The organism is Pseudoalteromonas sp. L1, assembly GCF_021728095.1.
Lineage (GTDB): Bacteria > Pseudomonadota > Gammaproteobacteria > Enterobacterales > Alteromonadaceae > Pseudoalteromonas.
The window spans coordinates 215,083-228,155 of record NZ_JAKKCT010000001.1 but is presented as its reverse complement, the minus strand read 5'-3'; the positions used below and the strand labels follow the sequence as shown (position 1 = coordinate 228,155).

The window sequence follows — 13,073 nt, the reverse complement described above, 5'->3', positions numbered from 1 at the left end:
TTCTTAAACTGAAAACGGATATTTAATCGCATCATGGCACTGATAGCCAACGACTTCAAAATCATCTTTTGTAACCCATGTTTCTATATCGTCCAGCGATTTTATATTTGGGTTAATCTTCAGTTCTGGCGATGCAAAAGGCTCACGCTTAAGCTGTACATCACGCATCAACTCTAACTGGTTCTCATAGATGTGCGCATTGGCAATTTTATGATACGCCTTACCAGCTTTATGACCGGTAATTTGCGCAACCAAAGCTAACAATACAAAGCATTGAATTTGATTGAAATTCAATCCAAGCGGCACATCACAGCTACGTTGGTATGAGGTTAAGTATAGAGTATCACCTAACAAAGAAAAGGTATGGGTATGCATACAAGGACGTAAACAGCCAAGTTCAAACTCACCTGGGTTATAAAAGGTGATAATTTCACCACGGTCGTCAATGCCTTTTGATAAATTATCGATGACCTTTTTAAGCTGATCAAGGTGGCTACCATCAGGGCGTTGCCAACTGCGGCCTTGAACACCGTAAACACGCCCCATGTCGTCTTCGCCACGACGATGTGGGTTATCAAGCCACGCTTTGTTTTCGTTCGCATTCGCGTTCCACGTCATACAGCCGATGTCACGAAACTGCGCGGCACTGTCATAACCGCGTAAATAACCTAAAAGCTCAGCAATAGCCGCTTTATAAAAACTTTTACGCGTTGTGATAAGCGGAAACTTATTATTTGCCACATCATATTCAAGGTCGGCATTAATTACGGTTAAACACTTAGTGCCTGTGCGCTTATTTTCTACCCACACACCTTCATCAACAATGCGTTGACATAAATCTAAATACTGTTTCATTGCTATGCTCTTATTATGCTTTGCTAGAGACGCGTTGCTGCGGCTTTTTATAGGCCCATATTATCAAACCTAGCCCACCAATTACCATGGGAAGCGAGAGTATTTGGCCCATCGAAATCACACCAGCAAATAAACCTAAGTGAGCATCTGGCTCACGGAAATATTCAACAATGAACCTAAATGTGCCGTAACCCAATAAGAAAAGACCGGCAACACTGCCTGCTGGACGTGGCTTTTTAATAAACCACTGCAGGATTAAAAATAACACCAAGCCTTCTAAAAACGCTTCGTAAAGTTGTGACGGGTGACGCGGCTCTGGTCCACCTGTTGGGAATACAAATGCCCAAGGGACATCTGTTACACGGCCCCAAAGCTCACCATTTATAAAGTTACCAATGCGCCCTGCTAATAAGCCTAACGGCACCAGTGGTACTACAAAATCACCTACCTCGAACACTGACTTTTTACGCGTCCATGCAAATATTGCTATTGCGCTGATAACACCAAGGGTTCCGCCATGAAAAGACATGCCCCCTTGATCGATTCTAAATAAATAAAGTGGATTTTCAATAAAGTAGCTAAACTGGTAAAACAATACATAACCTATTCGGCCACCAAGAATAACCCCTAACATCCCGTAAAAAAGTAAATCGCTAACCTGTTCTTTGGTCCACCCTGAGTTTGGTTTTGCAGCTTGACGATTAGCAAGCCACATCGCTAACGCAAAACCAATTAAGTACATTAAGCCGTACCAACGCACGCTGAGGGGTCCTACTGAAAAAATAACCGGATCAATATCTGGAAATTGAAGAGCCATAAAAATAAAAACCTTTAACTAAACACCATTTTAAGTGCAATTATTACAAGTAATAACGCGAATACTTTTTTTATTGTTGTCACCGGCAAGTAATGAGTGGCTTTAGCACCTATTGGCGCTATTAGCGACGAAGTAACTACGATGCCTAGTAACGCAGGCAGATATACAAATCCCGCAAAACCATCACTCAAAGAAGTTACCTGCCAACCTGCTGATACATAACCAACTGAGCCAAATAACGCAATGACAATACCACAAGCCGCAGCACAACCGATGGCCTTTTTTATATCTACAGAGAAATAATGCAGTAACGGCACAATGAGTGCGCCACCACCAATACCGATTAAACCCGATAGCGCGCCCATTATGGCACATAAAAAACCAAGAATAGGACCCTGTGGTAAAGGTTTTTCACTTGCCGCTTTTTTTCGTGTTGATAGCACCATACGCAGTGCAATAAACACAACACTTCCTGCAAACACAAAACGTAATAATTGCTCGGGAATTAAACTCGCTGCAAACCCACTGATAAGGGCACCAATGCCAACTCCTGTCATAACCCAAGGCGCTATTTCCCAAGGGACGTTAGCATTGCGATGATGAGCAAACGCTGAAGAGGTTGATGTAAAAATAATAGAAGCAAGCGATGTCGCAATGGCAATCACTAATACATGCTCAGAATCAGCTACATTAAAAGCCACAAGTAATGCGCTCAGCGCAGGCACAATAATTAAACCACCGCCGATACCAAGCAGTCCTGCTAAAAAGCCAACAACACTGCCTAAAATTGCGCAGTAAGCCATCAAAAGTATTACATCATGCATAAAACACTCATATATTCACTTTGTTATATACATATATTAAACTAATATATATACCCAAACCACCTCAAGATGCGAGTTTCAGTTGGAATTAAAAGCGATTTAGGCAAGGCATTGATTGCAAGTAATAGTGGTTCTATTGTTAAAATCAATAACGCAGTATAAATCGCTTTTAAACCAACCCTTTGGGCATTTCACAGGCACTTACTCTCATCGTTGTTACTTCTTAAAAGGGACTGCCATTGTTGCAAAGTAACGCCTTGATATTAAGCACCTGTGAAACGCTGAATTCTACATCTTGAGGTAGCTTGGGTATAGGTGCTTCACAGCACAATTTCCGATCAGGTATGCTCTTGGCTAGGTGTGTAAAATAACTCACCGAGTTGATGTTCAATCATAAAATTTCGGGTTAGACGTAATACGTGCTTGGCGGTAGGTTGAATAAGACACTGCTGAAGTAAGTGTTCCATATCACTGACTTTAAGACGCCGTAATACAAACTTAATTTTACTAATCGATGCATAGTTCATACTTAAACGACGATAGCCCATTGCTATTAGTAATAAAGCGCCTTCGGGGTCTCCTCCAAGTTCACCACACAAACTAAATGGCAATTCATGGTTTTGACACTCTTGCGCTACTTTAAGCAATACTCTGAGCACACTTGGATGATACGGGTTAAATAACTCTGCAACACGCGCATTTGAACGATCAACTGCGAGCATATATTGCGTTAAGTCGTTGCTGCCCACAGAGCAAAAATCGACTTTTTGCGACCACTCTTCAAGCATAAAGACACTAGAGGGTACTTCTAACATCACGCCTATTTCTGGGCGCTCAATTGCTTGCTCTGGAAATTGCTCTTCAAGCTCAAAATAAGCCTGCTCTAAAAGCTTAAGTGACTCTTCAACCTCTTCTGTTCCGCTAATCATAGGCAACATTATTTTTAAATTACCCAAACCTATATTCGCTTTAAGCATAGCTTTGAGTTGATCTAAAAAGAGCTCAGGGTGATCAAGCGTTACGCGAATACCACGCCAGCCTAAGAATGGGTTTTCTTCACTGATATTGAAGTAGTCTAAAACTTTATCGCCGCCAATATCTAACGTACGCATCACCACAGGATTGGGGTGATAACATGTTAGCACCTCTCGATACCAATGTTCTTGATCTGATTGAGACGGGAATTGGCCTTTTTGCATAAACCAAGCTTCAGTTCGATATAAGCCAACACCGTCACACAAGCGTTTATTATCATGCTCAGTATTCATCTCAAGGCCCGCGTTTAAAAGCAAGCTGATATGTTCACCGTCTAAGGTAATGGCCTCAAGATCTTGCTCAGCTAAAAAGCGATCATTTAAAAGGGCTTCTTGGTATTTAAGCTGACTGTATTTATCGTGCAGCGATTGTGATGGAGAGATATATAAACGCCCTGCGTAAGCATCTAAAATCATAGGTTTTCCATCAAACTGCAATAATGGTAGATCTTCAATGCCCCAAATAGCAGGGATCCCCATTGCACGAGTCAAAATAGAGGCATGACTATTTGCAGCCCCATTAACACTCACAACCCCTGCCAAATGCCCTTTTGGTACTTCGGCAAGCATAGCGGGTGTTAATGTACTGGCAATTAAAATTGTATCTTTAGGGTATGGTTTAGCTGCATATTCTGTATTGACTAGATGATGTAGCACACGTAAACCTATGTCTTTTACATCAATTGCTCGTTCTTTGATGTAAGGATCTTGCATAGCATTAAACTGTGCAACTAACTTTTCAATCACAATTTTCAACGCGCTTTTTGCACTCCAGCCCTGTTGTAACTGGGCTTCAACATTCTGCCCTAAGCTTTTGGCATCAAGTAATTGTTGGTAAACATCAAAGACTGCTAACGCTTCTTTAGGAATTGAATCGCTTAACGTCATAGACAACGTATTAAATTCATTGCGAGTAGCGGCAACAGCTTGTGTGAAAAGTTTGCGTTGTGTGCTTACGTCCTCGTCTTTTTGTAACTCTATTGAAGTAAAATCGAGCTTGGGTAAAACAACAAACGCTTGGCCTATAGCGATCCCAGGAGCGCTCGAAACCCCTTTTAATACGGAGGTTTGATGTGAAAACTCGTCGAGCCTTAGCACTTCCTTAATTTCAGCATGAGCAAGTTGTGAGGCCAGTTGCGCAGACAAAGTAATTAAAAAGGACTCTTCATCTGGACTAAATACACGGGCAAGCTTTTGCTGTACAACAATGACGCCCAGCACCTTTTTTTGATGCACTACAGGCACTGACAAGAAAGCATTGTAACCTTCTTCATTGACCTCTGGAGAGAGTTTAAAGCGGGGATGAGACTTTGCAAACGCGATATTTATAGGCTCTTCACGCTGAGCAACAAGGCCAACGAGCCCTTCTGTAAAACCGATACGAAACTTACCGACTGCATCAGGGTTAAGACCTTGCGTGGCCATTAATACAAAGTTGTCTTGGCTGTAATCGGCAAAATAAATTGAGCAGCACTGTGTTTGCATGGCTTCTTTTACCATTTTCACAAAACACGCCAGCGCACTGTCTAAGTCCGCTTGTTGCGACACAGCCTCAGCAATGGATCTGAGCGTGGCTAACATGATGCTGCTCCTTGTATTTAAATAAAGTGACCTTTATCGTCTCTGTCGCCAATTCTCTTTATGTTGTTCTCGTTTATTAAATGGCATCGCTAATGGTGCAAACTCTTTCATTACACGGCGATAAACATCGCGCTTAAATGATACAACTTGTCGCACAGGATACCAATAACTCACCCAACGCCAATCATCAAACTCAGGATGATGTGTTTTAAGCAAGTCTACATCTTCATCTTTGCAACGTAGTTTAAGTAAAAACCATTTTTGCTTTTGTCCAATACACACAGGACTTGAGTCTCTGCGAATTAAACGTTTGGGTAATTTATAACGTAACCAATGTTTTGAACTTGCAACGATTTCAACATCTTCAGGAAGCAAGCCTACTTCTTCGTGTAATTCTCTGTACATGGTTTGCTCGGCAGTTTCACCGTCGTCCACACCACCTTGGGGAAATTGCCAAGAGTGCTGACCGTAGCGACGAGCCCAAAATACTTGTCCCTGATTATTGCAAATCACAATTCCGACATTGGCACGAAAACCTTCGGCATCAATCACCTTAGTGCCTCATTTGTAAGTCGATTTTTATTGATTGTTCCACATAACCTGCGATACAGCAAACACTATTACATCTAACATCCTGCAAGATATAAAATAATGTTTTTAACAAATCCACATAATCAATACCTTACAATTCTATTCTTGTAAAAATAGGTCTTTTACACAAAATAGCTATTTACAACAGTATTTCAACCAGCTTACCCACAGCTTGTGCATAACTTTTATAAAACATGGCTATTTTGCAAACAAATCCACAATAGTGCATTTTAAATTGCAGTTTCTCCACAGAAACTGTGGATAAACGTGTTTATATATCTGTATTTATACAGACAACTTTTTCGTTTCTTAATCCCACATGAGACTCAAAGAAACTAAAAATTATAAATTTCAATAAGTTAAAAGTTAACAAGCGTTTTTATTAGTGCTTATTTTTAGTTCAACTCAACCATGAGCAAAAAACACCCAAACACAAAGATATCCACTAAGACGCGTATTTGCTATCATGATATGGTTAATTAGACAATCAAATAAACGCCTTATGCGACCAATAAAACCCGCTTCTATAAACGAATTAATGCAACGTGTTGATGCTATTGCTGGCCTCACCCTAGGGCAGCTAGCCGAGCAATATCAGTTTAAAACTCCTGACGATTTACTACGTGAAAAGGGCTGGACTGGGCAACTTATTGAATATGTTCTTGGCGCAACAGCAGGTTCAAAGCCAACACCTGATTTTGAAGAATTAGGCATTGAGCTTAAAACTCTGCCAATCTCATTTAAAGGAAAGCCGCTCGAAACAACCTTTGTTTCTGTAACACCGCTACTGAATGTAACAGGCATGATTTGGCAGCAAAGTACGGTACGTAAAAAGCTCAATCATGTTTTATGGCTACCGATTTTAGGCGAGCGCGAAATACTGCCTTTTCACCGTACTATCGGCAGTGGCTTTTTATGGCAGCCAAGCGCAGAGCAAGATGCTCTTTTACAACGTGATTGGGAAGAACAAATGGAGCTAATCGCCCTTGGTCGCGTGGATGAAATTTCGGGTCATTTGGGCGATGTTATGCAAATACGGCCAAAAGCTGCTAATAGCAAAGCACTGACCGATGCAATTGGCCCGAATGGCCAAGTAATACAAACCTTACCCCGTGGTTTTTACTTAAAAACCAGCTTTACTGGCGAGATCCTAAAACAGCAATTTCAGCTATAAAAAAACCTCCCGAAGGAGGTTTTCTAAAGTCTTAATGAGCTAAGCCAGACTACTGACCTTTCACTTCTTTAAGACCGTTATAAGGTGCTTTTTCACCTAATACTTCTTCAATGCGAAGTAATTGGTTGTACTTAGCAATACGGTCAGAACGGCTTAATGAACCCGTTTTGATTTGACCAGCTGCAGTACCTACTGCTAAATCAGCAATTGTTGCATCTTCAGTTTCACCTGAACGGTGTGAGATAACAGCTGTGAAGCCTGCGTCTTTAGCCATTTTGATAGCAGCAAGCGTTTCAGTTAATGAACCGATTTGGTTGAACTTGATTAGGATTGAGTTAGCAATACCGTTATCAATACCACGCTTTAAGATCTTCGTGTTAGTAACGAAAAGGTCGTCACCTACTAATTGTACTTTGTCGCCAATTAGTTGTGTTTGGTGTGCGAAACCATCCCAATCAGACTCATCTAAGCCGTCTTCAATTGACACAATTGGGTATTGCTCAGTAAGGCCTTTAAGGAAGTGGTTGAATTCTTCAGAAGTGAATTTTTTACCTTCGCCTTTAAGGTCGTAGATATTTGCTTCTTTGTCGTAGAACTCAGATGCTGCGCAGTCTAGAGCGAGTGTGATATCTTTACCAAGCTCATAACCTGCATTTGCAACAGCCACCTTGATTGCAGCAAGCGCCGCTTCGTTTGATTCAAGGTTCGGTGCAAAACCACCTTCATCACCTACTGATGTAGAATGGCCTTCGGCTTTAAGCACTTTAGCTAAGCTGTGGAATACTTCAGCGCCCATACGTAACGCTTCGCGGAAGTTTGTTGCGCCCACTGGCTGAATCATAAACTCTTGAATATCAACAGAGTTATCTGCGTGCTCACCACCGTTGATGATGTTCATCATAGGTAATGGCATTGAGTAAACACCTGGTGTGCCGTTTAGGTCTGCAATGTGCTCATAAAGCTCTACGCCTTTAGAGTTTGCAGCTGCTTTAGCCGTTGCTAAAGATACTGCTAAGATAGCGTTAGCACCTAATTTTTCTTTGTTTTCAGTGCCGTCTAAATCTAACATTACTTGGTCAACAGCTTGTTGATCAACTGCGTTTTGACCTTTAAGCGCTTCAGCGATTTCGTTATTGATATAGCCTACCGCTTTTAAAACACCTTTACCTAGGTAACGTGCTTTATCACCATCACGTAATTCAAGCGCTTCGCGAGTACCTGTTGATGCACCAGAGGGTGCTGCAGCACGGCCCCATGAACCATCAGCTAAATGTACATCAGCTTCAACAGTTGGGTTACCACGCGAGTCCATGATTTCGCGACCAATCACTTTTACGATTTCTGACATCTTGATTCCTCTTTTCCCGAAAATGGTGAGTTTGTGCCAGCTTTATTCCTGCTGGCTTTTTAAAACAAATAAGCCGTGCATATAGCACGGCCTATTTAAATTACGATGACGCTTTTTGGTGAGTGTGTGCAGCTGCAACAAACCCTTCAAACAGCGGGTGACCATCACGTGGTGTTGACGTGAATTCCGGGTGGAATTGCGCGGCAATAAACCAAGGATGATCTTTATTCTCGATGATTTCGACTAGTTTCTTATCTTCAGATAAACCAGTGAAACTCAAACCAGCTTTCTCAAGCTGCTCTACATAGTGGTTGTTTACTTCGTAACGGTGACGGTGACGTTCTACAATTTCGTCACTACCATATACTTCACTTACTTTAGAACCTGCGATTAAATGACACTTCTGTGCACCTAAACGCATAGTGCCACCTAAGTCAGATTGCTCATCACGAATTTCAACGTTACCGTCAGCATCTTGCCACTCAGTGATTAAACCAACCACAGGGTGTGCTGATTTAGCATTGAACTCGGTTGAGTTTGCACCTTCAAGGCCAGCAACGTTACGCGCATATTCAATAAGCGCCACTTGCATACCTAAACAAATGCCTAAATAAGGAACTTTGTTTTCACGTGCATATTTAGCCGCTAAAATCTTACCTTCAACACCACGGCCGCCGAAGCCTCCTGGTACTAAGATAGCGTCAAGGTGAGACAGTAACTCAGTCCCTTTGCTTTCTAAGTCTTGTGAATCAACGTACTCGATGTTCACCGTTAAGCGATTTTTAAGACCCGCATGCTTTAATGCTTCGTTTACTGATTTATACGCATCTGGTAGTTCGATGTATTTACCTACCATACCAATTGTCACTTCACCTGTTGGGTTAGACTCTTGATATAACACTTGCTCCCACTCAGATAAATCTGCTTCAGGGCACTCAAGGTAGAAACGACGACATACGAAGTTATCAAGTTCTTGTGACTTAAGTAACGCAGGGATCTTATAGATGCTTTCTACGTCAGGTAATGAAATAACCGCTTTCTCTTCAACGTTAGTGAAAAGTGCGATTTTTGCACGCTCGTTATTCGGTAATTTACGATCAGAACGACAGATTAAGATATCTGGCTGAATACCAATCGAACGCAACTCTTTAACTGAATGTTGCGTTGGTTTCGTTTTCACTTCACCTGCAGGGCCTAAGAATGGCACAAGCGTCAGGTGGATAAACAATGCGCGCTCACGGCCGATTTCAGTGCCAAGCTGACGAATTGCTTCTAAGAACGGTTGTGACTCAATGTCACCCACTGTACCACCGATTTCAACGATAGCGACATCGCTACCTTCTGCACCGTCGTATACACGTTGCTTAATATCGTTTGTGATGTGTGGGATAACCTGAATAGTTGCACCAAGGTACTCACCACGACGCTCACGTCGTAGCACATCTTCATAAACACGACCTTGTGTGAAGTTGTTGCGGCTAGTCATCTTGGTACGGATGAAACGCTCATAGTGACCTAAATCAAGGTCAGTTTCTGCACCGTCTTCAGTAACATATACTTCACCGTGCTGAATTGGGCTCATAGTGCCTGGGTCAACGTTGATATAAGGATCCAGCTTTAAAATAGTCACGTTTAGACCACGTGCTTCTAAAATAGCGGCTAATGACGCTGCTGCAATACCTTTACCCAACGAAGAAACAACCCCGCCAGTAACGAAGATAAATTTTGTACTCATGCGAACCCTAGAATATCAGGAATTAAAAGGAATAATATAGAATCAAGACGGGGCGATATTATAGCAAAGGGACTGCTATCAATCCAGATAAAATTAGCAAATTAGTGCACAAAAAACGAGCGCGGGAAAAACCACTTCGAAGCATGTTACTTCGTAGGCAGTTTAATTGCTTCCCACGCCTCATCCATTTGCTCTAGTGTTGCTGTTTCTAGGCTTTGCCCTCGCGTACTTAAATAAGCCTCAACTTTTTCAAAACGTGATGTAAACTTTCTATTGGCATTTCGAAGCAATTGCTCAGGATCGCGTTTTAGATGACGGGCAACATTGACCGTTGCAAATAATAAATCACCTAACTCTTCTGCGCTGTGCTCAGAATATGGGTCCTGTTCAAGGGCTTCTTTAACTTCATCAATTTCTTCAGCAACTTTATCTAACGCACCATGATAACTTGGCCAATCAAACCCTAAGCTCGCCACGCGTTGTTGAATTTTTTTTGCTTTAGAAAGCCCAGGCATAGCATCTGGAATATCTTGCCAAAGGCTCATTTGCGGTGAAGCTGTTTTTTCTGCTCGCTCCTGAGCTTTTATAGCCTGCCACTGCGCCGAAAGTTCAGCGTCGGTCAGCTCACTTTGCTCTGCAAAGACATGTGGATGACGACGAACTAATTTCTCATTAAGCGTATTTGCCACATCGGCAAAATCAAATAAGCCCTGCTCTTTAGCAAGTTGCGCATAAAAAATGACTTGAAACAGTAAATCACCAAGCTCACTTTTAAGCTCGCTAAGCTCACCTTTTTCAATGCAGTCTGCAACTTCGTAAGCTTCTTCAAGGGTGTGCGGCACTATTGATTTAAAGTCTTGTTTTAAATCCCACGGGCACCCTGATTCTGGGTCCCGTAGTTTTTCCATTATCGCTAATGACTGCTCAATAATCTGTTTATCTGACATTATGCGTGTCCACGCTTTGCATCATGCACACCTTCAATTTGATGTAATTTAGACAATAAGCGGTTCGTGCTCGATAAGTCGTGCACTTCAACTTGCATTGAGAATAGCGCTAATTGCTTATCTTCAACGGTGTTGACATTCATATTGAGCACATTCACTTTTTCATTCGCAAGCACAGAACTAATGTCTCTAATAAGTCCTGATCTATCGGTTGCTTCAACTTTAATCGTCAACGCATATGAGCCGTTAACATCATCAGACCAACTCACAGAAATCACTCGCTCTGGGTGTTTCTCTTTTAGTTTATTAAATGAATCACAATCTTCACGGTGTACGGCAATACCACGGCCTTGGGTAATGTAACCGATGATTTCATCACCAGGTACTGGTCGACAGCACTTAGCAACGTGGCTCATTAAGCTACCGACGCCATCCACCACAATGCCGTTTTTATCACCATTAACACTTTTTGGCTTTTTGAGTTTTATTTGTGGCTCATCGTCATCACGATCACTGATAAAGTTGAGAAGTTGATTGAGACGCACATCCCCAGCGCCAACAGCCACCATTAAGTCCTCTAAGCCACGCAAGTTAAAACGCTCAATTGCAGGAGTTAAATCTTTTGTTGTCAGCTCCAGTTTTTGCAGCTCAGTTTCAAGAATCTCTTTACCTGCACTTAAGTTTTTGTCGCGATCAAGCTGTTTAAACCAATGATGTATTTTTGAGCGAGCGCGTGACGACTTAATATAACCTAGGGATGGATTTAACCAATCTCGACTTGGATTAGCTTGTTTTTGCGTTAAAATTTCAACTTGATCGCCGGTGCTAAGCTGATGGGTAAACGGCACTATTTTGCCGAAAATTTTCGCACCTATACAGCGATGTCCCACATTTGAATGAATGTAGTAAGCAAAATCAAGCGGTGTTGCACCCAGTGGTAAATCGAAAATATCGCCTTTTGGCGTGAACACATAAACACGGTCTTCAACTACTTGGTTTTTAAGCTCTTCAGCTAAGTCACTACCATCAACAACCTCTTCTTGCCATTGTAGTAATTTACGTAACCAACTAATTTTTTGCTCGTAGCCCGAACCACGTCCTGGCAATGCCCCTTCTTTATACATCCAGTGCGCAGCCACACCCAACTCGGCATCTTGATGCATTTCGCTTGTGCGAATTTGAATTTCAACAGTTTTGCCTTCAGGGCCAAATACCACGGTATGGATTGACTGATAGCCATTTTGTTTTGGCGTTGCAATATAATCGTCAAATTCTTTATTTAAATGGCGCCAATTAGTATGCACGATACCTAATGCCGCGTAACAATCTTGCAGGCGCTCTACCACTATGCGCATAGCGCGAATATCAAAAAGCTGGTCGAACTCGTAGTTCTTTTGCGCCATTTTTTTGTAAATACTGTAGATATGTTTAGGTCGACCATATACTTCACCTTCAATACCCGCTTCAGCCAAGCGTGATTTTACTAAAGCAACCATGTTTTCCATGTAAGCTTCACGAGCAAGGCGCTTATCATCAAGCTGTTTTGCGATGTTTTTATAGGTGTCTGGGTGCAGGTAACGGAACGAAAGATCTTCAAGCTCCCATTTAAGCTGACCAATTCCTAAGCGGTTAGCAAGAGGCGCAAAGATATCGCGTGTTTCCTTAGCGGCAATGACACGCTCTTCTTCACTGGCGTCTTTCACATCACGTAAGTGGCATACTTGTTCCGCTAACTTAATCACCACGGCACGCACATCTTCAACCATGGCTAACAACATACGGCGGATATTGTCGATTTGCACTGTGCCCTTACCTTGGTGAGCCAAGGTACTGATCGTCGCCATTTGGCTTACGCCTGTAAGTAATAACGCAACGTGATTACCTAGCTTTTCTGTGACTGTCTCTATCGAAATTTTTTCAGCTAAGAAATAAGGCGTTAAAAATGCCGTAGCCAATGAGTCCGCATCTAAATTCAGTTCAGCTAAAATCTCCACCATTTCAATGGCGGTATTCTGACGTTTCGTATCGTCACAATGTAGGCACAGCTCATGAGCCTGTTCTAATAAGGTAGTTTTGTCTTCTGTTAGCGCTAACAGCTCGATACGGCTGGCAAAATCACTCTGCTTTGTAAGCTGATGTGATTGTCTAGTAGCTACCATAGTGCGCT

Annotated in this window: 10 protein-coding genes; 1 reads left to right on the top strand and 9 read right to left on the bottom strand. The window is 42.1% G+C overall.

Going from position 1 to position 13,073, the window contains the following annotated elements; translation table 11 throughout:
- Positions 1-3: 3 nt before the first annotated feature.
- The 5 genes from L3V38_RS01020 to rppH form a co-directional block, all read right to left on the bottom strand.
- Positions 4-855 (bottom strand): thymidylate synthase, encoded by an 852-nt coding sequence (locus tag L3V38_RS01020; RefSeq protein ID WP_237118110.1) that lies wholly within the window; start codon positions 853-855, stop codon positions 4-6.
- Between the two features lie 13 nt (positions 856-868).
- Positions 869-1,672, bottom strand: coding sequence for a prolipoprotein diacylglyceryl transferase (gene lgt / locus L3V38_RS01015; RefSeq protein ID WP_237118109.1), 804 nt, complete (start codon positions 1,670-1,672; stop codon positions 869-871).
- A 14-nt stretch (positions 1,673-1,686) separates the two neighbouring features.
- A complete protein-coding gene (locus L3V38_RS01010; protein ID WP_193987656.1) occupies positions 1,687-2,496 on the bottom strand; it encodes a sulfite exporter TauE/SafE family protein in 810 nt (269 codons plus the stop codon).
- A gap of 338 nt (positions 2,497-2,834) precedes the next feature.
- Positions 2,835-5,111 (bottom strand): phosphoenolpyruvate--protein phosphotransferase, encoded by a 2,277-nt coding sequence (gene ptsP, locus L3V38_RS01005; protein WP_130150432.1) that lies wholly within the window; start codon positions 5,109-5,111, stop codon positions 2,835-2,837.
- Between the two features lie 33 nt (positions 5,112-5,144).
- Positions 5,145-5,663, bottom strand: a complete 519-nt coding sequence (gene rppH / locus L3V38_RS01000) for an RNA pyrophosphohydrolase (protein ID WP_062569670.1) — start codon at positions 5,661-5,663, stop codon at positions 5,145-5,147.
- Positions 5,664-6,204: 541 nt separating this feature from the next.
- Here rppH and mutH point away from each other — a divergent pair.
- A complete protein-coding gene (mutH, locus tag L3V38_RS00995) occupies positions 6,205-6,876 on the top strand; it encodes a DNA mismatch repair endonuclease MutH (protein WP_237118108.1) in 672 nt (223 codons plus the stop codon).
- A gap of 49 nt (positions 6,877-6,925) precedes the next feature.
- Here the strand turns inward: mutH and eno are convergent, their stop codons facing one another.
- The 4 genes from eno to relA all read right to left on the bottom strand — a co-directional run bounded on the left by eno (position 6,926) and on the right by relA (position 13,065).
- Positions 6,926-8,224, bottom strand: coding sequence for a phosphopyruvate hydratase (eno, locus tag L3V38_RS00990; RefSeq protein WP_062569669.1), 1,299 nt, complete (start codon positions 8,222-8,224; stop codon positions 6,926-6,928).
- 100 nt (positions 8,225-8,324) lie between these two features.
- Positions 8,325-9,959, bottom strand: a complete 1,635-nt coding sequence (locus L3V38_RS00985) for a CTP synthase (RefSeq protein WP_062569668.1) — start codon at positions 9,957-9,959, stop codon at positions 8,325-8,327.
- A 146-nt stretch (positions 9,960-10,105) separates the two neighbouring features.
- A complete protein-coding gene (gene mazG / locus L3V38_RS00980) occupies positions 10,106-10,906 on the bottom strand; it encodes a nucleoside triphosphate pyrophosphohydrolase (protein WP_130150429.1) in 801 nt (266 codons plus the stop codon).
- A complete protein-coding gene (gene relA, locus L3V38_RS00975; RefSeq protein ID WP_237118107.1) occupies positions 10,906-13,065 on the bottom strand; it encodes a GTP diphosphokinase in 2,160 nt (719 codons plus the stop codon). The genes mazG and relA overlap by 1 nt, the downstream gene beginning before the upstream one ends.
- Positions 13,066-13,073 lie beyond the last annotated feature (8 nt).

What these genes read in the sequence shown, in the direction of transcription:
- ptsP (WP_130150432.1), bottom strand. Translation starts at nt 5,111, where the DNA reads ATGTTAGCCACGCTCAGATCCATTGCTGAGGCTGTGTCGCAACAAGCG.
- eno (WP_062569669.1), bottom strand. Translation starts at nt 8,224, where the DNA reads ATGTCAGAAATCGTAAAAGTGATTGGTCGCGAAATCATGGACTCGCGT.
- relA (WP_237118107.1), bottom strand. Translation starts at nt 13,065, where the DNA reads ATGGTAGCTACTAGACAATCACATCAGCTTACAAAGCAGAGTGATTTT.
- lgt (WP_237118109.1), bottom strand. Translation starts at nt 1,672, where the DNA reads ATGGCTCTTCAATTTCCAGATATTGATCCGGTTATTTTTTCAGTAGGA.
- mutH (WP_237118108.1), top strand. Translation starts at nt 6,205, where the DNA reads ATGCGACCAATAAAACCCGCTTCTATAAACGAATTAATGCAACGTGTT.
- L3V38_RS01020 (WP_237118110.1), bottom strand. Translation starts at nt 855, where the DNA reads ATGAAACAGTATTTAGATTTATGTCAACGCATTGTTGATGAAGGTGTG.
- L3V38_RS00985 (WP_062569668.1), bottom strand. Translation starts at nt 9,959, where the DNA reads ATGAGTACAAAATTTATCTTCGTTACTGGCGGGGTTGTTTCTTCGTTG.
- L3V38_RS01010 (WP_193987656.1), bottom strand. Translation starts at nt 2,496, where the DNA reads ATGCATGATGTAATACTTTTGATGGCTTACTGCGCAATTTTAGGCAGT.
- mazG (WP_130150429.1), bottom strand. Translation starts at nt 10,906, where the DNA reads ATGTCAGATAAACAGATTATTGAGCAGTCATTAGCGATAATGGAAAAA.